Origin of the sequence: Labrys wisconsinensis, assembly GCF_030814995.1 — a bacterium.
GTDB lineage: Bacteria > Pseudomonadota > Alphaproteobacteria > Rhizobiales > Labraceae > Labrys > Labrys wisconsinensis.
The window spans coordinates 35,849-58,182 of the sequence record NZ_JAUSVX010000003.1 but is presented as its reverse complement, the minus strand read 5'-3'; the positions used below and the strand labels follow the sequence as shown (position 1 = coordinate 58,182).

The 22,334-nt window shown below is 69.3% G+C and carries 22 protein-coding genes; 5 read left to right on the top strand and 17 right to left on the bottom strand.

The annotated features are described in order from the left end of the window. Positions 1–81 precede the first annotated feature (81 nt). The 6 genes from QO011_RS10195 to QO011_RS10170 all read right to left on the bottom strand — a co-directional run bounded on the left by QO011_RS10195 (position 82) and on the right by QO011_RS10170 (position 5,442). Entirely contained in the window at positions 82–462 is a 381-nt protein-coding gene (locus QO011_RS10195) for a type II toxin-antitoxin system VapC family toxin (protein WP_307271144.1), read from the bottom strand. Continuing rightward, positions 462–704, bottom strand: coding sequence for a type II toxin-antitoxin system Phd/YefM family antitoxin (locus QO011_RS10190; protein ID WP_307271142.1), 243 nt, complete (start codon positions 702–704; stop codon positions 462–464). The genes QO011_RS10195 and QO011_RS10190 overlap by 1 nt, the downstream gene beginning before the upstream one ends. 117 nt (positions 705–821) lie before the next feature. Further along, on the bottom strand, positions 822–1,856 hold the full coding sequence (locus QO011_RS10185) for an ABC transporter permease (protein ID WP_307271140.1): 1,035 nt from the start codon (positions 1,854–1,856) through the stop codon (positions 822–824). After that, positions 1,856–2,848, bottom strand: a complete 993-nt coding sequence (locus tag QO011_RS10180) for an ABC transporter permease (protein ID WP_307271137.1) — start codon at positions 2,846–2,848, stop codon at positions 1,856–1,858. Before QO011_RS10180 ends, QO011_RS10185 begins: the two co-directional genes overlap by 1 nt. Next, on the bottom strand, positions 2,841–4,391 hold the full coding sequence (locus QO011_RS10175) for a sugar ABC transporter ATP-binding protein (protein ID WP_307271133.1): 1,551 nt from the start codon (positions 4,389–4,391) through the stop codon (positions 2,841–2,843). Before QO011_RS10175 ends, QO011_RS10180 begins: the two co-directional genes overlap by 8 nt. A 70-nt stretch (positions 4,392–4,461) precedes the next feature. Then, positions 4,462–5,442: an ABC transporter substrate-binding protein gene (locus tag QO011_RS10170; protein WP_307271129.1), complete on the bottom strand. Its 981-nt coding sequence runs from the start codon at positions 5,440–5,442 to the stop codon at positions 4,462–4,464. A gap of 261 nt (positions 5,443–5,703) precedes the next feature. Here QO011_RS10170 and QO011_RS10165 point away from each other — a divergent pair, with 261 nt between their 5' ends. Next, complete coding sequence (locus QO011_RS10165; RefSeq protein ID WP_307271128.1) at positions 5,704–6,138, top strand: hypothetical protein; 435 nt, start codon at positions 5,704–5,706, stop codon at positions 6,136–6,138. Between the two features lie 21 nt (positions 6,139–6,159). Here QO011_RS10165 and QO011_RS10160 read toward each other — a convergent pair whose 3' ends face one another. Together QO011_RS10160 and QO011_RS10155 are read right to left on the bottom strand one after the other, a co-directional pair. Further along, the gene (locus QO011_RS10160; protein ID WP_307271124.1) at positions 6,160–7,491 is read right to left on the bottom strand and encodes a M23 family metallopeptidase; all 1,332 of its coding nucleotides are present in this window, start codon (positions 7,489–7,491) and stop codon (positions 6,160–6,162) included. Positions 7,492–7,597: 106 nt separating this feature from the next. Continuing rightward, a complete protein-coding gene (locus QO011_RS10155; RefSeq protein WP_307271121.1) occupies positions 7,598–8,065 on the bottom strand; it encodes a peroxiredoxin in 468 nt (155 codons plus the stop codon). A 302-nt stretch (positions 8,066–8,367) separates the two neighbouring features. Here QO011_RS10155 and QO011_RS10150 point away from each other — a divergent pair, with 302 nt between their 5' ends. Beyond that, positions 8,368–11,727, top strand: coding sequence for a YhdP family protein (locus QO011_RS10150; protein ID WP_307271119.1), 3,360 nt, complete (start codon positions 8,368–8,370; stop codon positions 11,725–11,727). 12 nt (positions 11,728–11,739) lie between these two features. Here QO011_RS10150 and tyrS read toward each other — a convergent pair whose 3' ends face one another. Further along, complete coding sequence (gene tyrS, locus QO011_RS10145; RefSeq protein ID WP_307271117.1) at positions 11,740–12,987, bottom strand: tyrosine--tRNA ligase; 1,248 nt, start codon at positions 12,985–12,987, stop codon at positions 11,740–11,742. Positions 12,988–13,070: 83 nt separating this feature from the next. Here tyrS and QO011_RS10140 point away from each other — a divergent pair, with 83 nt between their 5' ends. Both QO011_RS10140 and mce read left to right on the top strand, forming a co-directional pair. After that, complete coding sequence (locus QO011_RS10140; RefSeq protein ID WP_307271115.1) at positions 13,071–14,207, top strand: anhydro-N-acetylmuramic acid kinase; 1,137 nt, start codon at positions 13,071–13,073, stop codon at positions 14,205–14,207. Further along, positions 14,204–14,608 (top strand): methylmalonyl-CoA epimerase, encoded by a 405-nt coding sequence (mce, locus tag QO011_RS10135; RefSeq protein ID WP_307271113.1) that lies wholly within the window; start codon positions 14,204–14,206, stop codon positions 14,606–14,608. Before QO011_RS10140 ends, mce begins: the two co-directional genes overlap by 4 nt. A 6-nt stretch (positions 14,609–14,614) precedes the next feature. On the opposite strand, the gene QO011_RS10130 is transcribed toward mce, so the two are convergent. The 3 genes from QO011_RS10130 to QO011_RS10120 all read right to left on the bottom strand — a co-directional run bounded on the left by QO011_RS10130 (position 14,615) and on the right by QO011_RS10120 (position 18,049). Beyond that, on the bottom strand, positions 14,615–15,670 hold the full coding sequence (locus QO011_RS10130) for a GGDEF domain-containing protein (RefSeq protein ID WP_307271110.1): 1,056 nt from the start codon (positions 15,668–15,670) through the stop codon (positions 14,615–14,617). 101 nt (positions 15,671–15,771) lie between these two features. Continuing rightward, complete coding sequence (locus QO011_RS10125) at positions 15,772–17,202, bottom strand: DEAD/DEAH box helicase (protein WP_307271107.1); 1,431 nt, start codon at positions 17,200–17,202, stop codon at positions 15,772–15,774. Positions 17,203–17,482: 280 nt separating this feature from the next. Continuing rightward, complete coding sequence (locus QO011_RS10120; protein WP_307271104.1) at positions 17,483–18,049, bottom strand: hypothetical protein; 567 nt, start codon at positions 18,047–18,049, stop codon at positions 17,483–17,485. Between the two features lie 196 nt (positions 18,050–18,245). Between QO011_RS10120 and QO011_RS10115 the strand changes: the two genes are divergently transcribed. Beyond that, positions 18,246–18,638: a GFA family protein gene (locus QO011_RS10115; protein ID WP_307271102.1), complete on the top strand. Its 393-nt coding sequence runs from the start codon at positions 18,246–18,248 to the stop codon at positions 18,636–18,638. 8 nt (positions 18,639–18,646) lie between these two features. On the opposite strand, the gene QO011_RS10110 is transcribed toward QO011_RS10115, so the two are convergent. From QO011_RS10110 to QO011_RS10090, 5 genes are all read right to left on the bottom strand, one after another. Continuing rightward, complete coding sequence (locus QO011_RS10110; protein ID WP_307271098.1) at positions 18,647–19,063, bottom strand: HIT domain-containing protein; 417 nt, start codon at positions 19,061–19,063, stop codon at positions 18,647–18,649. 73 nt (positions 19,064–19,136) lie between these two features. Continuing rightward, positions 19,137–19,775, bottom strand: a complete 639-nt coding sequence (locus QO011_RS10105; protein ID WP_307271094.1) for a peroxiredoxin — start codon at positions 19,773–19,775, stop codon at positions 19,137–19,139. A gap of 72 nt (positions 19,776–19,847) precedes the next feature. Continuing rightward, positions 19,848–21,056: a GNAT family N-acetyltransferase gene (locus QO011_RS10100; protein WP_307272324.1), complete on the bottom strand. Its 1,209-nt coding sequence runs from the start codon at positions 21,054–21,056 to the stop codon at positions 19,848–19,850. Positions 21,057–21,073: 17 nt separating this feature from the next. Then, positions 21,074–21,820, bottom strand: a complete 747-nt coding sequence (locus QO011_RS10095) for a glycerophosphodiester phosphodiesterase family protein (protein ID WP_307272322.1) — start codon at positions 21,818–21,820, stop codon at positions 21,074–21,076. Continuing rightward, on the bottom strand, positions 21,817–22,284 hold the full coding sequence (locus QO011_RS10090; protein ID WP_307271092.1) for a RidA family protein: 468 nt from the start codon (positions 22,282–22,284) through the stop codon (positions 21,817–21,819). Before QO011_RS10090 ends, QO011_RS10095 begins: the two co-directional genes overlap by 4 nt. Between the last annotated feature and the right edge of the window lie 50 nt (positions 22,285–22,334).

Sequence of the window (22,334 nt, the reverse complement as noted above, 5' to 3'; positions counted from 1 at the left end):
GATGCCGGAAATCATAGTCCTGTTTCGGAATTGCCTCCAAAGGCGGTCATGTCCCCGACAAAGGTCCGAGCAGGACTACGCTCATGCCGCGAGCTGCCGTCGCCAGCTTGCGATCGAGGGTGGCCAGCGGCAGTGCAGCTTCGACGGCAAGGGCGAGATAGGCCGCGTCGTAGACACTGAGACCGTGCGTTGTCGCGAGCCTAAGCACGATGTCATCGAGCCTGCGCCGGCATCCTCCAGCGGCAGCCGGCGCAGACGATCCATGAACTGAATCGCTTCTCCTGACCCTATGCGGCCGCGGCGTTCGGCCATGAGCAGGACGTTGCGTGCCTCATGCCAGAACAGCGACGGCACCTCAGCCACGGTTCCGAGCAATTTCTGGAGGATGGCGTCGGTTGCAGGGCTGTGCTCGTCCGGCAGCATCCAGGCGGCGGCCATGGACGCATCGACGACGAAGGTCATCAGTGCCGGTGCCCCTCCTGGCGCCAGGCAAGGATTTCGTCGATGGTGACGGGCTTGGCCTTGGCGCGGGCGGCCCGAATCTCCTCGATCGCGGCGCGAACGTCGCTTTGGCGACGGATGCGCGTGAGCCGAGCGACCGGCTCCTCCCCGCGGGCAATGATCACCTCTTCGCCAGCTTCGACTTTGGCAAGAAGGCCGGAGAGACGGGCCTTGGCTTCATCCGCCTCGACGGTGATGGTCATTGCCCCGGATCGCTCCCATTGAACGGCGTGCATGCTCGATGGGGATAGGCTTCGCGATGAAGCATGGTCAAGCTCGGCTCCATCGTGCAACTTGGCCGCTGCATTGCAGGAGGCACCTCACGCGCCTTGCGGCCGCCGGACTCCCGAGATCTTCGACTGCAGGATCACCACGACCAGCAGGAACACGCCGCGGACCACCGACTGCCAATAGGCCGAGAGCGAGATCCAGCCCATGCCGTTCTCGAAATTGAGGATGTTGAAGATCAGGCCGAGCAGCAGCGCGCCGGCGAGCGTGCCGCCGACCGAGCCCTTGCCGCCGGTGAGCAGCGTGCCGCCGACGACGACGGAGGCGATGGCGAGCAGTTCCCAGCCAACGCCCTCGATCGGCTGGCCGGCGCCGAACTGCGCCGCCAGGATGATGCCGGCCATGCCGGCGGTCAGGCCGGAGATGACGTAGACAGCGAACACGGTGCGGTCGACCGGGAGGCCCATCAGGCGGGAGGCATCCGCGCCCCCGCCCACTGCCAGGACGTGCCGGCCGAAGGCGGTCTGGTTGAGCGCGATGCCGCCGGCGACATAGGCGAGGAGGGCGATCCAGGCCGGGGTGGGGAAGCCGAGGACGAAGCCGAGCGCCTGGGCCCAGAAGCCGGCATCCTCCGCGTCCACCCAGTCCGGGCGCACGAAGCTCAGGAGCTCGCCCTGGCCGAGCTGGATGAACGCGGTGTCGTAGGAGGCCGAGACCGACTGGTTGTTGGCGAGCAGCAGCGCCGTGCCCGAGGCGGCCAGCATGGTGGCGAGGGTGGCGATGAACGGCAGGATCTTCAGCCGGGTGATGACCAGCGCGTTGATCACGCCCGCGACCGCGCCGGCCGCGAGCCCGCCGGCGACGCCGGCCACCAGGCCGTAGGGGCTGAGATAGGCCGCGACCACGCTCGAGAGCGCCGCCACGGAGCCGACGGACAGGTCGATGCCGCCGGTCATGATGACGAAGGCCATGCCGAGCGCCACCAGCGCGAACATGGAATTGTAGCGCAGCACCGTCTGCACGTTGTAGGCGCTGAGGAAACCGTCATAGCGCCAGGCGCCGAACAGCGTCAGCAGGAGAAGGACCAGGATGACGCCATGGCTCGGCTGGATGCGAAAGCCGCGCATCACTGCTGCTCCTGGCGCTGCAGCCAGACGGCCAGCACGATCAGGCCGGCCTTGACCACCATGGCGGCCGCATCCGGCACGCCGTTGGCGAGGAGCGTATAGCGCACGAGCTGGATGATCAGGGCGCCCAGGAGCGTGCCGACGATGCTGGCGCGGCCCCCGCTCAGGAGCGTGCCGCCGACCGCGACCGCCGCGATGGCGTCGAGCTCACAGCCCAGGCCGATGAGATTCGCATCCGCGGCGCTGTTGAGGGCGATGAAGATCAGGCCGGCGACGCCGCTGCACAGGCCCGAGGCCATGTAGACCAGCAGCTTGACGCGGGACACCGGGACGCCCGCCAGCCGGGCCGCCGCCTCGTTGCCGCCGACCGCCAGCACCTGCCGGCCGAACACGGTCCGCCGCAGGATGAAGGCGGCGACCAGCACCATGGCGAGCATGATCCAGACCTGGAAGGGCAGGCGCAGCACCTGTCCGAGCGCGATCGCCCGGAACTCGGGCACGTCGAACACCTGCAGATCGCCGTTGGTCGAGACCTGGGCGATGCCGCGCCCGGCGATGAACAGGACCAGCGTGGCGATGATCGGCTGGATCGAGAACCGGGTGATCAGCCAGCCGTTGAACAGGCCGAACAGCCCGGCGGCGAGGATCGGCACCACGATGCCGAGGGCGATTCCGACATAGAGATTGGGCAGGGGGAAGAGCTTGCCGGTGAAGAACATCGGCGAAAGCGCCCCGGCGATCGCCATCAGCGAGCCGACGGAGAGATCGATGCCGCCGGTGGCGATGACCAGCGTCATGCCGACGCCGACGATGACGATGACGCAGACCTGGCTGAGGTTGATCGACAGCGTGCGCATGGTCGCGAAGTTCGGCGTGACCGCGAAATTGAACAGGATCAGCAGAACGAGCGCGACGATGACGCCGTAGCGCTTCAGGAGGGCGCTGCTGTCGGCGGAGAGGCCGGAGCGCTTGAGGACGGTGCTGTCAGCCATGCCGGGCCGTTTCCTGAGGGGCTGGCGCGCTCGCGCCATGGGCCATGGCGTCCATGACGGCGCCTTCGCTGATCGCCGGCCTGTCGAGCTCGGCCACGGTGCGCCCGTCGCGCAGCACGAAGACCCGGTCGGCGCCTTCGACGATCTCCTCCAGCTCCGAGGAGATCATCAGCACGCCGAGCCCATCCAGCGCCAGGCGGCGGATCAGGCTCTGGATCTCGGCCTTGGCGCCGACGTCGATGCCGCGCGTCGGCTCGTCGAGGATGAGGAGCTTGGGGTTCATGCACAGCCAGCGCGCCAGCAGCACCTTCTGCTGGTTGCCGCCCGAGAGCTCGCGGATCTTCTGGTCCGGGCTCGAGCATTTGATGCCGATCTCGCGGATGAATCGCTCGACGATCTGGCGCCGCCGGCCCTCGTCGATCACCCCGGACCGGGTGAGCGCCGGCATGAGGGCCAGGGTCAGGTTCTCGGCCACCGACATTTGCGGGATGATGCCCTGCACCTTGCGATCCTCGGCGCAATAGCCCATCCCGGCGGCGATGGCCTCGCGCGGGCTGCGGAACGCCGTGTCGCGACCGTCGAAGCGCACGGTCCCCCGTGTCCTCGGCTCTGCCGCGAACACCGCCTGCGCCGTCTCGGTCCGCCCCGATCCGAGCAGGCCGGCGAGGCCGATGATCTCGCCCTTGCGGATGTCGAAGCTGGCATTCTCGACCCGCCGCCCGACGGCGACGTTCCCGACCGACAGGAGCTCGCCGCCGATGGCGTGCGCCGCTCCGTCGAAGGCCGTGGCGCCGCTGGCCTTCACGTCGGCGAGGTCGCGGCCGAGCATGGCGGCGACCAGCTGCAGCTTGCCGAGCTCGGCCATCGGCCACACGCCGACGGTGCGCCCGTCGCGCATGACCGTGACGCGGTCGCAGATCTGGTAGAGCTCGTCGAGCTTGTGGGTGACGAAGATCACCGCGACGCCGTCGGCCTTGAGCTGGCGCACCGTGCGCAGCAGCACCGCCACCTCCGTCTCGTCGAGCGAGGAGGTCGGCTCGTCCATGATCACCAGCCTGGCCTTGAACGAGACCGCGCGGGCGATCGCCACCATCTGCTGGATGGCGGTGGAGAAGTCGCCGAGCGGGCGGCCGACGTCGATGTCGACCTCGAAACGCCGGAGCAGCACCCGCGCCCCCTCGTGCATCGCCTTCCAGTCGAGCAGCGGGCCGAAGCGGCGCGGCTCGCGGCCGAGATAGATGTTCTCGGCCACCGAGCGGTAGGCGATGAGGTTGAGCTCCTGGAAGATGGTGGAGACGCCGCCGCGCTGGGCCTGCTGGGGCGAGCCGGCGGTCCAGGGCCTGCCGTCGAAGGTGATCGATCCGCCGTCGCGGCTGTAGGCGCCGTTGAGGATCTTGATCATGGTCGACTTGCCGGCGCCGTTCTGGCCGACGAAGGCCATGACCTCGGCGGGCTGGATGTCGAGCGAAGCCGAGCTCAGCGCGGGCACCCCGCCGAAACTCTTGGTGATGGCGCTCATCGACAGGAGCGGCTGTGACGTCATGCGGGCCATGCGCGATCGTGGCGGGGCAGGGGAAGGAGCGGAGGCCGTGTGGCCTCCGCCCCGGGATCGCTCAATAGGCTTCCGGCAGGTAGGCCGCCACGTTCTCCTTGGTGAAGACGCGGTCGGTGTTGACGAGCCGGGGCGCGATCGCCTCGCCCGCGGCATATTTCACGATGGCGTCGAAGGCCGCCGGGCCGAACTTCGGATTGCACTCCACCACGACGAGCACCTTGCCGTCCTGGATGGCCTGGGTCGCGTCCTTCGTGCCGTCGATCGAGGCGATGATCAGGTCCTTGCCCGGCACCTTGCCGGCCGCTTCCATCGCCGCGATAGCGCCCATGGTCATCTCGTCATTGTGCGAGTAGAGGGCGGTGGCTTCCGGATGCGCCTGGTAGAGGGTCTCGAACACCTGCCGGCCCTTGTCGCGGGCGAAGTCGCCGGACTGGGAGGCGATGATCTTCATCTCCGGATGGGCCTTGATGAAGTCGGCGAACCCGCTCTTGCGGTCGTTGGCCGGCGAGGAGCCGATCGTGCCCTGCAGCTCGATGATCAGCGCCTTGCCGTCCACCGCCTTGGTCAGCGCCTCGGCGGCCTGATGGCCTTCCTTGACGAAGTCCGAGCCGATGAAGGCCACATAGTCGACGCCGCCCTTGGCCAGGGTCGCATCGACGCCGCGGTCGATCAGGAACATCGGGATGCCGGCCTTCTTGGCCTCCATCACCGCCGGGATCAGCGGCTTCTCCTCGCGCGGGGACAGCAGGATGACGTCGACCTTCTGGGCGATCATCGAGCGCACGTCGGCGACCTGCTTGGCGGCGGAGCCGGCGGCGTCGGTATAGACCAGCTGCCAGCCGCGCTTCTCGGCCTCCGCCTTCATGCTCGCGGTCTGGGCCAGGCGCCAGGGATTGTTGCTCTCGGTCTGGGCGAAGCCGACCTTGTAGACGTCCTTCTTCTTCAGCTTCGGCAGCGCCGCATAGGCCGGGCGCAGCCCGAAGGCCGTGACGGCGGCGCCGCCGGCGGCGATCTGCAACAGGGAACGGCGATCGATCATGGTGGTCTCCCCAAACATTGTTGATTCTTCGCGGGATTCTCGAACGGCCGGCAGAGCCGGACGCTCCGTGCGACCTCGCGAACCGCTTCAATCGGTTCAATGTCAGCCGCCCTGGCGCGAACAATTGTCTGACCAATGTCAGCCTGTCAAGGCGGATTCTACGACGTCGCCATGCGCCTTTGCGGGCGGGCGTCCCATGGCCGCGGACTGTCATGAATCTGTTACAATGCGGGCGGTTCGATTCGTCCCGGAGGACCCTTGGTGCGGATTGCCGGCCTCCTCCTCGCCGTCCTGCCGCTGTCGACTGGCGCCGCCGCGGCGCGCGATCTCGTCTATGCCGCGCGGATCGGCGCGGACGGCGCGATGGCCGAGCAGCGCACCCTGGCCTGCGACCTCGCCACGGGCTGCATCCTCGTCTTCGACGCGGCGGCGGAGGACTGGCGCAATCCGCTCAGCCTGCAGCTCACGGCGGCCGGCGGCCAGATGATCCTGACGGGCCGCAGCGAAGGCGTTCCGGACCAGCCGCTCCTGGTCGCCTCGCGCCGCGTCGCCCTCGATCGGCAGGGCGGGGTGGTGACGACGCTGGTGCTCGCGCCGCCGGCCTCGCGCCGGGCGCAACCGGCCTCGCTGGCGGGAGACCGGCCGGGCGAGGGGTTCGGCCCCTTCCTGATCGCGGTGCACCACGTGCCGGACTGAGCGCGGCGCCGGACGACTGCGTCAGGTGGCTTGCCCGATCAGGCGGCCGGCGCGCAGGAAGCGCATGGGATCGACGGCGCTGCCGTGGATGCGCGTCTCGTAGTGCAGGTGGGGGCCGGTGGAGCGACCGGTGGAGCCGACGCGGCCGATGATCTGGCCGATCTCGACATGCTCGCCGTCCGTGACCAGAATCTCGGACATGTGGCCGTAGCGGGTGGAGAGCCCGTTGCCGTGGTCGATCTCGACCATGTTGCCGTAGCCCCCGCTCCAGCCGGCTTCCGTCACCACGCCGGAGGCGGTGGCGCGCACGGGCGCGCCGATCTCCTCGCGGAAATCGATGCCGGCGTGCAGGGCGCCGGTTCCGAGGAAGGGGTCGATGCGCACGCCGAAGCCGGAGGTGATCTCGGCATGCGGGAAGGGACGGCGCAGGGGCACCTTGGTGAGGGCCTGGTCGAGGCCCTCGGCCCGGGACAGGGCCGCCTGGGCCTTGCCGAGCTCCATGTCGAACGGCGTCGCATCGAGCGGCAGGTCCGCGGGGATATAGGGCCCGCCCTCGGCCACCGGCGCGGCACGGGGCAGGAAGCGATCGGCGTCGAGGCCGATCTCGTCGAGTGCCTCGCGCACCCGGCCGGTGCGGGCGGTGGCGGAGGTCTCGAGGGCGGTGAGGGTCCGCATCTGCTCGCCGTCCACCGTGTCGAGCGACTGGGTCAGCGAACTCAGCTTGTCGCCGAGGCCGACGCCGGCGCTGCGCGGCGTCGGCCGGGGGGCGGGCCGGGCGGCTCCGATGACCGAGGCCTGCTGCGCCGGCGCAAAGCCGAGGGCCGCCTGCTTGCCGGGCCGCGCGACGTCCGCGTCATCGTCGGGCAGCGGCTGCGGCACCCCCGATGCGGGTCCGGTCAGCGCCGGACTGTCGAACTGAGGCGGCAGCTGCGGCTTGACGCCAGCCGACGTCGCCATGTCGGCCAGGGACTGCAGCACCGTCTGGCGCGACTCCAGCGTCGCCTGGCGGCGCAGCAGCGTGTCCACCTTCTGGGAAAAGGCCTGTCCGTCGATCAGCTGCCGTGACTGCAGGCGGGCGATCTCCGACTTGAGCGCGGTGATCTTGTCCTCGTAGTCGTACTGGATGGCGGCCTGGCGCCGCATCATGCCGGCGATGAAGTCGTCCCGGAAGACGATGAAGCCGGTGGTGCCGGCGGTCCACAAGGTCATCAGGCCGAAGGCAGCTCCCACGGCCAGGAATGTCCAGCGCGGCAGGGTGAGGCGGCGGATGCGGCCGCCACTGTCGATGGTGATGCGGTGCGGCGGCGTCTGGCGTTTGCCGAAGGGCTGGTGCAGCCGGTGGCGTTCGGGCATCGCAGGGTCTCCAGCGCCGCCGGACGCTGCGGGACGACGCCGGATCATTACGAAGCATTAGGGTTAACATCTCGCCAACGCTGCCGGCGGACGGGCGCGCCGCCCCTCAGAGCGCCTTGGCGGCGTCGAGCACCTCCTGCGCATGCCCCTCGACCGTCACCTTCGGCCAGACCCGGGCGATCCGGCCGTCGCGGTTGATCAGCACGGTGGTGCGCTCGATGCCCATATATTTGCGGCCGAACATGCTCTTCTGCGTCCACACGCCATAGGTCTCGAGCATGGCATGCGTTTCGTCCGAAGCGAGCGTCAGGGCCAGGTCGTATTTGGTCTTGAACCGGTCCTGCTTCTTCACCGGATCGGCGGATATGCCGATGAGCTCGGTATCGGCGGCGGCGAAGGCATCGGCCAGGCAGGAGAAATCCTTCGATTCGAGGGTGCAGCCGGGCGTATCGGCCTTGGGGTAGAAGAAGAGCACGACCTTGCGGCCGCGCAGCGCCGACAGCCGCACCGTGCCGCCGCCGTCCCGGGCCAGGGTGAAGTCGGGTGCCGCACCTCCCACGCTGAGCTCGACCATGCCTGTCTTCCTTTTGGCAAAATTGAACGGGATATCGGCGGGCCGGCCCGTCCGCGGCCGCCGGCCCGAAACCCGATGCTCCCGGAGCTTGGGACCGTGCATCCGATTCGGCGACCCGAATCGCGTTGCGACGGGCCGCGGCGGACCTCGCGACCCCTGCCGGAAGCCGGAATAACCACGCCGGTCGCCGCACGGTCGCTGGACATCGGTCGGTTATGGCTTTCCCTGCGTCCCGAGCAAGGGCATAGCTGGAGAGCGGCGCGATCTCGCCCGGCCATGGCCGGTGCGAAACAGACGGTGACATGGACGGCGAACCCCATACCCCACGCCAGGACACGGCCCCCCACGAGGAGCACGCCAGGCTCGAGCGGCTGGCGCGCCTGCTCGTTCCCGATCACAAGATCGCCTGGGGTCGTTGCCTCGTCTCGATCCTGCTGATGCTCGTCGTCGTCGCCGGCACGGCCGCCGGCGCTCTCTACTGGCGGCTCGGCAAGGGGCCGATCTCCGTGCCGTTCCTGACCGAGCGCGTGCGGGCGGCGATCGACGGCAAGCTGCCTCCGGGCTTCACCATCGATCTCGGCGCCGTCTCGCTGGCACGGCGCGACAACGGGCTCGTCGCCGTCCTCCAGAACCTGACCCTGCGCGACCAGTCCGGCGGCAGCATCGCTTCCGCGCCGCGCATCGTCGTCGGCGTCGGCGGCGCAGGGCTGCTGCGCGGGGCGGTCGAGCCTCGCTCCATCATCGTCGAAGGGGCGGCCGTCGCCCTGGCCATCGGCCTGGACGGGCGGATCGGCCTCAGCGCCGGCGCCGATGTGGCTTCGGCGCCGCTCCAGGCACCCGGCGACATGTCGGCCTCGGGCGTGCTCAACGCCGTCGATGCGCTGATGGTCGCCGCCGGATCGATCGATGCGGTGGAGGTGCGCGATGCCACGCTTGCCATCCATGACAAGGCGCTCGGGCGCGACGCCGCCTATCACGACATCAAGCTGGCGATCCGGCGCACCTCCGTGGAGGGCGGCGTCGCCGTGTCCGTCGCCGCGGGCATGGGCAGCGTCAATGCCACGATCGAGCGGCGTGAGGACGGCGCGCGCCTGATCGACATCCAGGCGAAGGACATCGCCTTGCGCGACCTCGTCGCCAGCTTCGCGCCGCGGGCCAATCCGCCCGACCTCACCGCGACGATCAACGCCCTGGGCCGGGCCAGCATCGACGTGAACGGGACGGTCCGCCAGGCCACGCTCAACGTCACCAGCGCCGGCGGCAGCTGGCGGCTCGATCCGAAGGTCCGCCCCTTCGAGTTCGACCAGGCGCGCCTCGACCTGCGCTGGGACGGGGCGACGCGCACCGTGCTGGTGGAGCGGGCCGCGCTCGGCGCCGGCACCGGCAGCGCCGTCTTCCAGGGGCGCATGACGCCGCCGCCGCCAGACGGTGGCGACTGGATGATCGAGCTCGATGCGCCCGGCATGACGCTCGGCGGGCCGACGCTGCAGGATCCGCCGCTGCAGCTCGACCATGCCTCGATCCGTGCGCGCTACAATCCACAGACGCGGCGCCTGGGCTTCGACAAGGCGGAGTTCTCCGGGCCGACCGCGGGCGTGATGCTGGCCGGCTCGGTCACCTTCAGCCAGGGCGCGCCGGGGATCGGCCTCGGCCTGGTGGCCCAGCGCATGTCCGTGACCGCGATGAAGCGTCTGTGGCCCTTCTTCGCCGTGCCGCCGCTGCGCGCCTGGTTCGAGGACCATGTCACCGGCGGGACGGTCGACAGCCTCAAGCTCTCGGTGGCGATCCCGATCGATGCGCTGGTGCCGGTCAACGGCGTGATCCCACCCCTGCCGAACGACTCCATCGGCGGCGACCTCGTCATCAGCGACGGTTCTCTCCGTCTGATGGACACGCTGCCGCCGCTTGCCGGGGCCCAGGCGCGTGCCACGTTCACGGCGGGCCATGTCACCGTCTCGGTCGATCAGGCCAAGGTCGATGTCGGCGACGCCGGTACGCTGACGGTGGAGAACGGCATCTACGAGATCCCGGATCTGGACATCAAGCCGCCGCGCCAGCACGTCGTGTTCCATATCGGCGGGCCGACCAGGGCCGCGGTCAGCCTGATGACGCGCGAGCCGCTGGCCAGGGCCTCGATGGGCTCGCCGCTCGATCCCGCCGCCGTGACCGGCACGGCGGCGCTGGACGTGAAGCTCGACATGCCGCTCGTGCCCAAGCTCCAGGACGGCGACATCGGTTACGCCGTCTCCGGTTCGCTCGACGCCATGACCATCGACGCCTTCGAGGGTGGCAAGCTCGAGGACGGCTCGTTGAAGCTGTCGATCATACCAGGCGTGATGCTCGCCACCGGCCGGGGCAGCTTTGCCGGCCTGCCCGCCCGCATCGACTATCGCAAGGCCGACCAGACGCCGCCGCAGCTGACGATGGCGCTCACGCTCGACGATGCGGCGCGACGCCGCAAAGGTCTCGATTTCGGCGACGCGCTCGACGGACCGGTCATGGCGGAAGTGCGTCCCCAGAACGGCACCTATGCCGTCGAGATCGACCTGGCGCAGGCCCGGGTGCGCGACTTGCTGCCGGGATGGCAGAAGCCGCCCGGACGTCCCGGCAAGGCGACCTTCACCTGGGTGCCGCAGGGCGCCGGCGGCCTGATCAACGGCCTGGCGCTCGATTCAGGGCCGGTCTCGCTGCGCGGCGATGTCACCCTCGGCGCGGAGGGCAAGTTGAAGCGCGCCGCCTTCACCAGCTTCCGCCTCTCGCCCGGCGACGATGCGCAGGGTTCGATCGAGCCGTCCGGGCAGGGCTGGAAGGCGACGGTCCGCGGCAAGGTCCTGGACCTGCGCCCGCTGCTGCAGATGCTGCAGCAGCGCGGCGCCGCCGCCAAGGCAGGCGACCTCCTGCTCGACGCCCGGCTCGACCAGGCGCTCGGCTTCGGCGACGAGACGCTGTCCGGCCTGGCGCTCAACCTGGAGACGCGGGGCTCGACGGTGCGCCATGTCGACCTCAAGGGAAAGCTCGGTGGCGGCGCTGTGACCATCGCCCAGCAGGCCGCGTCGGACGGATCGCCTGAGATCGTGGTCGACACGCCCGATGCCGGCGCTCTCTTGCGGTTCCTCGACTATTACGGCCGCATCAGCGGCGGTGTGATGCGGCTGGTCGCGACGCCCGGGTTGAACGCCATGGCCGGCCAGATCGCCATGCGCGACTTCAGCGTGCTCGACGAGCCGGCCCTCGGCCAGTACCGAACCACCCTGGAGAAGTCCGCGAACGGCCGCGTCGACCCGCCGCCGCCGTCGTCGAACGGCAATTCGGCCCAGTTCAAGAAGCTGCGGCTCGGCTTTCGCCGCACGCCCGACCGGATCGCCATTTCGGACGCGGTGGTCTGGGGGCCGGATGTCGGCGTCAGCATCTCCGGCATGATCGACTATGCCGCCGACAAGGTCAGCATGACCGGCACCTTCGTGCCCGCCTATGCCCTCAACAACCTGTTCGGCAAGATCCCGATTCTCGGCGAGATCCTGGGCGGCGGGGAGAACGGCGGCCTCTTCGCCATCAATTTCAAGGTCTCCGGCAGCGTTGGCTCGCCGGTGCTGACCGTCAACCCGCTCTCCGCCATCGCGCCGGGCTTCCTGCGCAAGCTGTTCGAGTTCCAGAAGGAGTGAAGGCAGTAGCCCTCACTTGGGCTTGAGGAGCACGTGCCGCTTGCGGCCCATCGACAGCTTGATCACGCCTTCCGGGCTGAGGTCGCCGAGCGTCAGCACCGCGCGCTCGTCCGTCACGGGCTGGTCGTTGACCCTGAGGCCGCCGCTCTTGATCTGCCGGCGCGCCTCCGAGGTGGAGGGCACCAGGCCCGCGGCCACGAAGGCGGTCAGCACGCCGACGCCGGCACCGAGTCCTTCGATCGCGACGGTCGGCAGGCTCTCGGCGAGCGTGCCTTCCTCGAAGGTCTTGCGCGCGGTCTCCTCGGCGGCCAGCGCCTTGTCGCGCCCGTGCACCAGCGCCGTCGTCTCGGTGGCGAGAATCTTCTTGGCTTCGTTGATCTCGGCTCCCCCGAGTGCCGCGAGCCGCTCCACCTCCGACAAGGGCAGCGTGGTGAACAGCTTGAGGAAGCGCCCGACATCGGCGTCCTCGGCATTGCGCCAATATTGCCAGTAGTCGTAAGGCGACAGCATGTCCTCGTTGAGCCACACCGCGCCGGCGGCGGTCTTGCCCATCTTGGCGCCCGAGGCGGTGGTCAGGAGCTGGGTCGTCAGCGCATGGAGCTGGTGCGTGCCCAGGCGCCGGCCGAGGTCGATGCCGTTGACGATGTTGCCCCACTGGTCCGAGCCGCCCATCTGCAGGTTGCAGCCATAGCGGCGGGCGAGTTCGGTGAAGTCGTAGGCCTGCAGGATCATGTAGTTGAATTCGAGGAACGAGAGCTCCTGCTCGCGCTCCAGGCGCAGCTTCACCGAATCCATCGACAGCATGCGGTTGACCGAGAAGTGGCGGCCGACCTCGCGCAGCATGTCGATATAGTTGAGCCTGGTCAGCCATTCCGCATTGTCGACCATGATCGCGTCGCGCGGACCAGGGCCGAAGCTGAGGAAACGGTCGAAGATGGTCTGGATCGCCCGCTTGTTCTCCTCGATGTCCTCCACGGACAGGAGCTTGCGCGCCTCGTCGCGGCCGGAGGGGTCGCCGACCCGCGTGGTGCCGCCGCCCATCAGGGCGATCACCTTGTTGCCGGTCTTTTCCAGCCAGTGCAGCAGCATGATCTGCACCAGCGAGCCCGCATGCAGCGAGCGCGCGGTGCAGTCGAAGCCGATATAGCCGACCACCTCGCCCTTGGCCGCCAGCGCGTCGAGCCCTTCCGGGTCGGAGGTCTGGTGGATGTAGCCGCGCTCGTCGAGGATGCGCAGAAAGTCGGAAGTGAACCTGGTCATGTCGGGCTTCTCTGGGGAGCCATTGCCAATCGTCGTGGCTCGTCTATCAGCTTATCCCATTGTTCGCACTCCGGAGGTTGTCAATGGCACTGCTCACGGCTCTCGGCCTGATGTCCGGGACATCCATGGACGGCATCGATCTCGCCCTGATCGAGACGGACGGTGCGGCGGCGGTCCGGATGGGGCCGAGCGCATCGCTGGATTATGACGATGCGGAGCGCTCGCTCCTGCGCCAGGCGCTGCGCGACGCGGCGGCGATGACCGACCGGGCAGCCCGGCCGGGCGTCCTGGCGGAGGCGGAGCGGCGACTCACCGCCAGCCACGCCACGCTGGTTCGCCGCTTCCTCGCCGAGCAGGCGATCGAGCCGCGACAGGTGGCTGTCATCGGCTTCCACGGCCAGACGGTGCTGCACCGGCCGGCCGAACGCCTCACCGTCCAGATCGGCGACGGGGCGGCGCTCGCCGCGGCGACCGGCATCCCGGTGGTCTCGGACCTGCGCGCCGCCGACGTCGCCGCGGGCGGGCAGGGGGCCCCCTTCGTCCCGGCCTTCCACCGGGCGCTGGTCGAGGCCGGTACCTTGCCGGGTCCTGTCGCGGTGCTGAATCTCGGCGGGGTCGGCAATGTGACCTATGTCGAACGCGGCCAGGACCCGATCGCCTTCGACACCGGTCCGGCCAATGCGCTGATCGACGACCTGATGCTCGAGCGCACCGGCCGCGCCGTCGACGCCGACGGACGGGCCGCCTTGGCGGGCACGGTCGACGCGGCGGCGCTGGCTGCCCTGCTCGACCACGAGTATTTTGGCAAGAAACCGCCAAAGTCCCTTGATCGCAATGAGTTTTCCAGATCGGCGGTGGCGAGCCTCTCCACCGAGGATGCCGCAGCCACGCTGACGGCGTTCACCGCAGGCAGTGTTGCGCTGGCGCGCCGCTGGCTGCCGAAGGAGCCGGCGCTGTGGGTGGTCTGCGGCGGCGGGGCGCGCAATCCCGCGATCCTCGCCGCGCTCGCCGCCCGCGTGCCCGGCGCGGTGACGACGGCCGACGCGGTCGGCTGGTCGGCGGCGATGATGGAAGCCCAGGCCTTCGCCTATCTCGCGGTCCGCTCCCTCGACGGCCTGCCGCTGAGCTTCCCCTCGACCACCGGCGTGCCGCGTCCGATGACCGGCGGCGTGCTGTCGCGTCCGGAGCCCGCCCCCGGACCGACCATGGTGACGGCATGATCGGCCGGCTCAACCATGTGGCCATCGCGGTGCCCGACATCGAGGCCGCCGCCGCGATCTATCGCGACGGTTTCGGTGCCACGGTCTCGGCGCCCCGCGGCCTGCCCGAGCACGGCGTCACCGTGGTGTTCGTCGATCTGCCCAACACCCGCGTCGAGCTGATGCAGCCGCTCGGCGAGGCGTCGCCGATCGCAAAATTCCTCGAGCGCAACCCAGGGGGCGGCCTGCACCATCTCTGCTACGAGGTCGAGGACATCCTCGCCGCCAGGGATCGGCTGGCCGCGGCCGGGGCCCGGGTGCTCGGCTCCGGAGAGCCTCGGATCGGAGCGCATGGCAAGCCGGTCCTCTTTCTCCATCCCAAGGATTTCGCCGGCACGCTGGTGGAGCTGGAGGAGGCTTGAGGCCGTTCACGCCACCGCGGAAATCCCGAGCTCGGGTGCGGGTTCGCCGATGACGCGGTTGCGGCCGCCGCGCTTGGCGGCATAGAGGCAGGCGTCGGCACGATCGATCAGGCTGGCCGAGCTGTCCGTCGGCTGGAAGGTGGCGACGCCGATCGAGATGGTGATGCGACCGAGCGTCTCGCCGGTCGATCGCTTGACCAGCTCCTTCGACATGACGGTCCGTCGGATCTGTTCGGCCGCCGTGACGGCGGCGTGCAGCGATGCGCCCGGCAGGATCACCGCGAATTCCTCGCCGCCGTAGCGTGCCGCAAGATCGCAGCCCTTGATGCCCTGCTTCACCGCCAACGCCACCAGACGCAGCACCTGATCGCCGGTGAGATGGCCGAAATTGTCGTTGAAGCGCTTGAAATGGTCGATGTCGGTGATCAGCAGGGACAGCGGTTCCCCGGTTGCCCGCGCCGTCGCGATGCAGCCCGCCAGCGTCGCGTCGAAGGCCTTGCGGTTGGACAGGGAGGTCAGCGGGTCGGTCAGGGATTCGGTGCGCACCGCCCGCAGGCCGTCCTGCAGCGCCTTGATCTCGCTGCGGGAGTCCCTGAGGCGGGCTTCCAGGGCACGGTTCGAGGCCTCGAGCTCCCGCGTCATGCGCACGAGGCCGTCGAGGACGACCTGGAGCGCGGCCTGCTCGATCGGCGGCGCGGCGAGCCGGCACAGCGCCGTCCTCAGCTCATGGCCATAGCCGGCGGCCTGTCCCGTCGCGCTCTCGACGATGGCGACGACCTCATCGATCTCCGTGCTCAGGCGCGAGCCAACCTCGTCGATACGGTCGGAGAACCGCGCAGGCGAGAGGTGGCGGTCATAGAGCTTGTCGAGATCCTGCTCGTCGATCGCACCGCGATGGATCAGGGCGTCGAGCGCCTGGTTCAGGGCGCTGTCATGGCCGGCGGCGTAGGTGTACCAGAGCTCGTAGATGCGGGGATAGGCAGCCGTCCGGTGCGTCTTGATGTGGCCGATCGCCTGCTCGCCGAAGGCGATGGTCCGCTCCAGTTCTCTGCCCTTGGCCATGTCGTCCGCCTCGCGGCCTGCGGGCCTTGCGCCGGCGCGGCGGCAGGCGTCGCAGTCAACCCCATGGTGGCGAAACCTAGAGTCAGCCCCTTAACCCGCCGTTAAGCCGGCGAGCGGGCCTTGCGGCGGACGGGCTGCAGCAGGAAGGACGGCACATGGTCGCCGAGGCCGATCACCGCCGGCTCGTCCGGCTCCTCCCGGTGACGATGGGGGCGCTTCGGCTCGGAGGCGGGCTTGTGCGCCTCGGGCCGCTCGCGCGGCGGCCGGGCGGGCTCGGCGTCCTTCGGGGCCGGGCGGGCCTCCTTGCGTCCGCCGCGGGCGGGCTCGCGATCCCTGCCCTTTGGTTCCTCGCGCCGCCTTGGGCGGGCGCCGCGGCGTGGCGCCTCCTCCTCGCCCTCCTCGACGGGCAGCGGATCGCCGGTCCAGGGAATAGCGTTGCCGATCAGGGTCTCGATGGCGGCGACGTGCTTCTTGTCGGTCGGCGCGGCCAGGGTGAAGGCCCAGCCGCTGCGGCCGGCGCGGCCGGTGCGGCCGATGCGATGGACATAGTCGTCGGCATGGATGGGCACGTCGAAGTTGAAGACGTGGCTGACATCGGGGATATCGAGGCCCCGCGCCGCCACGTCGGAGGCGACGAGCAAGGTCATCTCGCCGTTGCGGAAGCTCTCCAGGGCCGCCATGCGCGAGCGCTGGTCCATGTCGCCGTGCAGGGCCACGGCCGCGAAGCCGTGGCGGACCAGCGACTTGTGCAGCAGCGCCACCTCGGTCTTGCGGTTGCAGAAGATGATGGCGTTCTTCAGGTTCTCCGCCGAGCGGATCAGGTGGCGCAGGGTCTCGCGCTTGTCCGCGGGATGGCTGCGCGTGTGCACCAGGGCCTGAGTGATGGTCGTGGCCGCCGTTGCCGGACGGGAGGCCTCCACCTGGATCGGCGTGTGCAGGAACTGCTCGGTCACGCGCTGGATCTCCGGCGGCATGGTGGCCGTGAAGAACAGCGTCTGGCGGGTGAAGGGCACGAGCTTGCAGATGCGCTCGATATCGGGAATGAAGCCCATGTCGAGCATGCGGTCGGCTTCGTCGATGACCAGCAGCTCCACCCCGGTCAGCAGCAGCTTGCCGCGCTCGAAATGGTCGAGCAGCCGCCCGGGCGTGGCGATCAGCACGTCGACGCCGCGGGTGATCTTGGCGTCCTGGTCGCCGAAGGAGACGCCGCCGATCAGCAGCGCCACGGACAGGCCGCTGTTGGCGCCGTAGCGGGCGAAGTTCTCCTCCACCTGGGCCGCGAGCTCGCGCGTCGGCTCCAGGATCAGCGTGCGTGGCATGCGCGCACGGGCGCGGCCCTTCTCCAGGAGCGTCAGCATGGGCAGCACGAAAGCTGCGGTCTTGCCGGTGCCGGTCTGCGCGATGCCGAGCACGTCGCGGCGCTGCAGCACGTGAGGAATGGCCTGGGCCTGGATAGGCGTCGGGACGGTGTAGCCGGACGCTGCGACGGCGGCGAGAACCTTAGAGGAAAGACCGAGTTCGGCGAAGCTCATTGTGACGGACGGACTAACGGAGGCCGCCCCGATCGGACGGCAGAGGGCGGCACGCATCGCCGCTCACGGACTCGATGATGGAGACCGGAATGCCGCGCACCATAGTGCGACAAGACTATTTGTCAATCACGTCAACAAGTTCTGCGTAACCGACGCGCATTTGCGCCCATTGCCTCCGCCTCGGGCGCTGCAGTCGCGCCACCGGCGATCCCCCGGATCAACGGCATGGCCGCGGGGGGCGGACGTCCGACTCGCCCCGCGCCGGCGGCGGAAACGGTTGTCAGGGCTCCGTTTTCTTCTTGTGGCGCTCGGTGACCTTGGCCGGCTTCGTCGCCTTGGCCGGCTTGGCGGGCGCCGGCGCGGGCGGCTCGGGCTTCACCAGCGTGGCGGCATCGACGGGATCCAGCTCTTCCGGCCCGTCGGCGGGCGCGGCCGGGGCGATCGATCCGGTGGCGACGGGGTCGCCGAGACGCTCGAGGATCTTCTGGCCGATGGCGTCGTCGGCCGAGGCCGCCGGCATCGGCGGCACGGCCGGCGGCTGCGTGGCCGCGACGGTTTCCGGCGCCTGGTCCGTCGGCTGGATCTCGAGCGGCTGGGCCGCGGTCACCACCGGCGTGGCGGAATCGGTCAGGGCGGCGGTCGGTGCCAGGATCGGGCTCGACATCGCGGGCGCGCCGTGGTCCTGCGGTCGATGGGCCGAACGCAGCGCATCGACGGTCCCGATCAGCGCCACCGCAGCTGCGGCGATCAGCGCGCCCTCGCGCTTCAGCGACCAGTGATGCTTCGCGCGATAGGCGATATGCCAGCCCCAGCCGAGGGCGACATTGACGGCGCTGACGAACAGCATGGTTACGCAACTCCTACACGACTGGTGGGAGTATTGCGCAGGATGGTAAAGAGTTGCTTGCCGGCGGCGGATTCCCGCCGCCGGCGCTCAGGGCTCGTCTGGAAACTGAAGTAGCGTCCGGCCGGGTCGTGATTCATGCGTCGATGATGAGGCTGGTCGCGTCAAATGGTCGAATTGGCCAACGCCGGAGGGATGGATGGAGGGCGGATGCCTCTGCGGCGCAGTGCGCTATATCGCTGAGGGTGAACCGATCAGCAGTGGCATCTGCCACTGCGCGACCTGTCGGCGCGCTGCATCGGCGCCCCGGCTCCCCTTCTTTGGCCTGCCGTCCGCAGGCTTTCGCTACACCCGTGGCGCGCCGGTCGACTACGCCTCTTCGCCCGGCGTCACCCGCAGCTTCTGCGGTCGATGCGGGTCTCCTCTGACCTATCGCCGGGACGACACACCCGACGAACTCGACGTCATGACAGTGAGCTTGGACAACCCGAACACGATCCCTCCAACCTTCCACGTCTGGACGAGCGAGGCTCTCGACTGGGACCGGTTGACGGGCGATCTCACAAGCTATTTGCGATCACGCAACGACTGAGAGAGCGCTCAGAAGGCGGCGCGGATCAGGCCCGCGTGCTCGGCCAGCAGCGCATGATCGGCCATGGCGCGAGGCCGGACCGGCACGCCGGTCTTCATCGGCAGGACGTGGAAGTGGATATGGAACACTTCCTGGCCGCCGGCAGCTTCCGAATGCAGGCGCAGCACGTGCCCGTCGGCGCCGAACGCCTTGCAGGCCGCCTTGGAGACCAGCTGAGCCGCCTTCACCAGGGTCGCCAGGCTCTCCGGACCGACGTCGAAGATGTTGCGCGCCGGGGCCTTGGGGATCACCAGGCAATGCCCGTCGACGATCGGCATGATGTCCATGAAGGCGAGGGTCTGCTCGTCCTCGTGGACCTTGTGGCAGGGGATCTCGCCGCGCAGGATCTTGGCGAAAATGTTCTGGTCGTCGTAGGCGGCGGTCATGGCGGGTCCTCCGCCGCCTACCTGTCGCGACCCCGGGGCTGGCGTCAAGACGCGTTTCGCCCCGGGGCGCAGCTCAGCGCGAGCCGGGCTGCGGCACCACCCGCAGATAGGGCTTCAGCGTGGTCCAGCCGTCGGGGAACTTCTCCTTCGCCGCTTCGTCGGAGATCGAGGGCACGATGATCACGTCCTCGCCGGGCTTCCAGTTCACCGGCGTGGCGACGCCGTGCCTGGCGGTGAGCTGCAGGGAGTCGATGACGCGCAGCACCTCGTCGAAATTGCGCCCGGTGCTGGCGGGATAATTGAGGGTGAGCTTCACCTTCTTGTCCGGCCCGATGACGAAGACCGAGCGCACCGTCAGCGTGTCGCTGGCATTGGGGTGGATCATGCCGTAGAGCCCGGCGATGGTGCGGCCGCTGTCGGCGATCAGCGGGAAGTTGGGCGCGTAGCCCTGCGTCTCCTCGATGTCCCTGGACCAGGGCTCGTGGTTGTCGAGCGTGTCGACGCTGAGGCCGATGACCTTCACGCCGCGGGCGTCGAACTCGGGCTTGAGCCGCGCGGTATAGCCGAGCTCGGTGGTGCACACCGGCGTGAAGTTCTTGGGGTGCGAGAACAGCACAGCCCAGGATCCCTCGATCCACTCGTGGAAGCGGATCGGGCCCTGGGTGGTCTGCGCTTCGAAGTCGGGGGCGATGTCGCCGATCTGCAAGGCCATGTTTATCTCCTTAATCCATGGATTATGATTAAGTCACAGGCCGCACCGTCTCACAAGAGCGTCGCGCCAGGCTCAGCCCTTGCGGAAGGGTGCCGCCTCCTCCAGCGCCTCGTGGATCTCGGCCACCTGCTCGCGCTCCCGCTCCAGATAGTGCTCGACCGCGCGGCGCAGGCCGGGATCGGCGATCCAATGCGCCGAATAGGTGGTGACGGGTCGGTAGCCGCGGGCGAGCTTATGCTCGCCCTGCGCTCCCGCTTCGACCCGGGCGAGGCCGCGTTCGATGGCGAATTCGATGGCCTGGTGGTAGCAGACCTCGAAATGCAGGAAGGGATGATCCTCGATGCAGCCCCAATGGCGGCCGTAGAGCGTGTCCGAGCCGATGAAGTTGATGGCGCCGGCGACATAGCGCCCGGCGCGGCGTGCCATCACCAGGAGGATGCGGTCCGCCATGTCGGCCCCGATCCCGGCATAGAAGGCACGGTTGAGATAGGGCCGGCCCCATTTGCGCGAGCCGGTATCCATGTAGAAGGCGAAGAAGGCGTCCCAGGCCTCCTCGGTGATGGCGGCGCCGGTCAGCCGCTCGATGGTGATGCCGTCCGTCAGGGCGTCGCGGCGCTCGCGCTTGATGGTCTTGCGCTTGCGCGAGGCGAGGGCGGCAAGGAAATCGTCGAAGGTGCCATAGCCTTCGTTGAGCCAGTGGAACTGCTGGTCCGTGCGCCGGAGGAAGCCCCGCGCCCCGAGCTGCTCCCAGTCCTCGCGGCCGATGAAGGTGAGGTGGATCGAGGAGCCGCCGAACGAGCCGAGCGCCGCCTTGGCGCCGGCGATCAGGCTCTCGCGCACGGCGGTCGCGTCCTGGCCCGGCCGGACCAGGAAGCGGCGGCCGGTGGCCGGCGTGAACGGCGCGCAGACCTGGAGCTTGGGATAATAGCGCCCGCCGGCCCGTTCATAGGCGTCGGCCCAGCCATGGTCGAAGACATATTCGCCCTGGCTGTGGCTCTTGGCATAGGCTGGCATCACTCCCGCCACGCTGCCGTCGGCGGCCTCGGCGACCACATGCACCGGCGTCCAGCCCGAGCGGCCGCCGACGCAGCCGCTCGCCTCCAGGGCGTGCAGGAAATCGTAGGCCATGAAGGGGTGATAGGCCTGCGCCGCCGTGTCGGGCTCGTCTTGCCGCGCCGGATCCGCGGGGCCGTCGTCGACCGAAGCCGCCCCGGGATCGGGATTGGCGCAGGCGTCCCAGGCTGCCCGGCCGATCGCCTGGATCGACGTGGCGATGCGCATCGTCAGGCGGCCGGTGCTCAAGCTCTGAAACCCTCGAAGATCATCTGGTCGGCATAGAGCGCTGCCCGGGCCTGGTCCTGCGGCGTGCGCACCGTCCAGGTCAGCATCGGCAGGCCGAGCAGCCTGCGAGCCAGGCGCGGCGCCCGGTGGTGCAGGTCCCGGACGTACCAGGCCAGGAAATGCGGCCGCGACCAGGGCAGGTGCAGGAGCGAGCCGAGCGCCCATTTCCGGCCGGGCGTCAGCATGCTCCATTCCGGATCGTCGTAGAGGCTTTCCTGCACGACGCCGCGCGGCAGGTTCGGCGCCAGCGTGCGGAAGGCGGCGGCGGACCAGGGATCGAACGACATCACGGCAACCGGTCCGGCATAGGCCTTCAAGACGGCGGCGACGCGCTGCTCCAGCCGCCGGTCCCGGCTCCAGGACGCCTTGACCTCGACGATCAGCGGGCTCCTGCCGCCGACGAGGTCGCACAATTCGCCCAGCGTGATCATCCCATCGCGCCCGGCCTTCATCGGCAGGGCCCGCAGCGCTGCCGCCGGATAGGCATCGACCCGCCCGCTCGCCCGCATCAGCCGGTCGAGCGTGTCGTCGTGGAACACCATGGCCTCGCCGTCGGCCGAGATCTGCACGTCGCATTCCATGGCGTAGCCGCCGTCCACGGCGGCCTGGAACGCTGCCGCCGTGTTCTCGATCACGCCGGCTGCCGCGTCGTGCAGGCCGCGATGGGCGACGGGCCGGGCGGCGATCCAGTCGACCATGGTCAGGTGACTTCGATCAGGGCTTCGACCTCGACGGCCGAGTCGAGCGGCAGGGACGGCACGCCGATGGTCGAACGGGCGTGACGGCCGATCTCCCCGAACACCTCGACCATCAGGTCGGAGGCCCCGTTCATCACGGCGGGGTGCTGGGTGAAGTCGGGCGTGGCGGCGATGAAACCGCCGAGACGCACGACGCGCACCACCTTGTCGAGCGATCCCACCGCTGCCCGGACCTGCGCCAGCACGTTGATGGCGCACAGGCGCGCCGCGGCCTTGGCCTGCTCGACGGCGACGCCGGCACCGAGCTTGCCGGTCGCGGCGAGCTTGCCGTCCGGCCCGAAGCAGAGCTGGCCGGAGATGACGAGATGATTGCCGCTGCGCACCACGCCGACATAGTTGGCGACCGGAGCCGCGGGCGTGGGCAGCGTGATGCCGAGTTCGACAAGGCGCTGGTCAGGCGAAGAGGGCATGGGTTTTTCCTGTGTGCGAGGTGCCGAGCTTGGCCGATCGGCGCCGACGG

Bases quoted from the DNA above. Each gene is read 5' to 3' on its own strand.
- mce (WP_307271113.1), top strand. From the start codon at position 14,204: ATGATCGGCCGGCTCAACCATGTGGCCATCGCGGTGCCCGACATCGAG.
- QO011_RS10115 (WP_307271102.1), top strand. From the start codon at position 18,246: ATGGAGGGCGGATGCCTCTGCGGCGCAGTGCGCTATATCGCTGAGGGT.
- QO011_RS10100 (WP_307272324.1), bottom strand. From the start codon at position 21,056: ATGCGCATCGCCACGTCGATCCAGGCGATCGGCCGGGCAGCCTGGGAC.
- QO011_RS10180 (WP_307271137.1), bottom strand. From the start codon at position 2,848: ATGGCTGACAGCACCGTCCTCAAGCGCTCCGGCCTCTCCGCCGACAGC.
- QO011_RS10185 (WP_307271140.1), bottom strand. From the start codon at position 1,856: ATGCGCGGCTTTCGCATCCAGCCGAGCCATGGCGTCATCCTGGTCCTT.
- QO011_RS10090 (WP_307271092.1), bottom strand. From the start codon at position 22,284: ATGCCCTCTTCGCCTGACCAGCGCCTTGTCGAACTCGGCATCACGCTG.
- QO011_RS10125 (WP_307271107.1), bottom strand. From the start codon at position 17,202: ATGAGCTTCGCCGAACTCGGTCTTTCCTCTAAGGTTCTCGCCGCCGTC.
- QO011_RS10170 (WP_307271129.1), bottom strand. From the start codon at position 5,442: ATGATCGATCGCCGTTCCCTGTTGCAGATCGCCGCCGGCGGCGCCGCC.
- QO011_RS10105 (WP_307271094.1), bottom strand. From the start codon at position 19,775: ATGGCCTTGCAGATCGGCGACATCGCCCCCGACTTCGAAGCGCAGACC.
- QO011_RS10190 (WP_307271142.1), bottom strand. From the start codon at position 704: ATGACCATCACCGTCGAGGCGGATGAAGCCAAGGCCCGTCTCTCCGGC.
- QO011_RS10195 (WP_307271144.1), bottom strand. From the start codon at position 462: ATGACCTTCGTCGTCGATGCGTCCATGGCCGCCGCCTGGATGCTGCCG.
- QO011_RS10140 (WP_307271115.1), top strand. From the start codon at position 13,071: ATGGCACTGCTCACGGCTCTCGGCCTGATGTCCGGGACATCCATGGAC.
- QO011_RS10150 (WP_307271119.1), top strand. From the start codon at position 8,368: ATGGACGGCGAACCCCATACCCCACGCCAGGACACGGCCCCCCACGAG.
- QO011_RS10175 (WP_307271133.1), bottom strand. From the start codon at position 4,391: ATGACGTCACAGCCGCTCCTGTCGATGAGCGCCATCACCAAGAGTTTC.
- QO011_RS10155 (WP_307271121.1), bottom strand. From the start codon at position 8,065: ATGGTCGAGCTCAGCGTGGGAGGTGCGGCACCCGACTTCACCCTGGCC.
- QO011_RS10130 (WP_307271110.1), bottom strand. From the start codon at position 15,670: ATGGCCAAGGGCAGAGAACTGGAGCGGACCATCGCCTTCGGCGAGCAG.
- QO011_RS10160 (WP_307271124.1), bottom strand. From the start codon at position 7,491: ATGCCCGAACGCCACCGGCTGCACCAGCCCTTCGGCAAACGCCAGACG.
- QO011_RS10110 (WP_307271098.1), bottom strand. From the start codon at position 19,063: ATGACCGCCGCCTACGACGACCAGAACATTTTCGCCAAGATCCTGCGC.
- QO011_RS10120 (WP_307271104.1), bottom strand. From the start codon at position 18,049: ATGCTGTTCGTCAGCGCCGTCAATGTCGCCCTCGGCTGGGGCTGGCAT.
- tyrS (WP_307271117.1), bottom strand. From the start codon at position 12,987: ATGACCAGGTTCACTTCCGACTTTCTGCGCATCCTCGACGAGCGCGGC.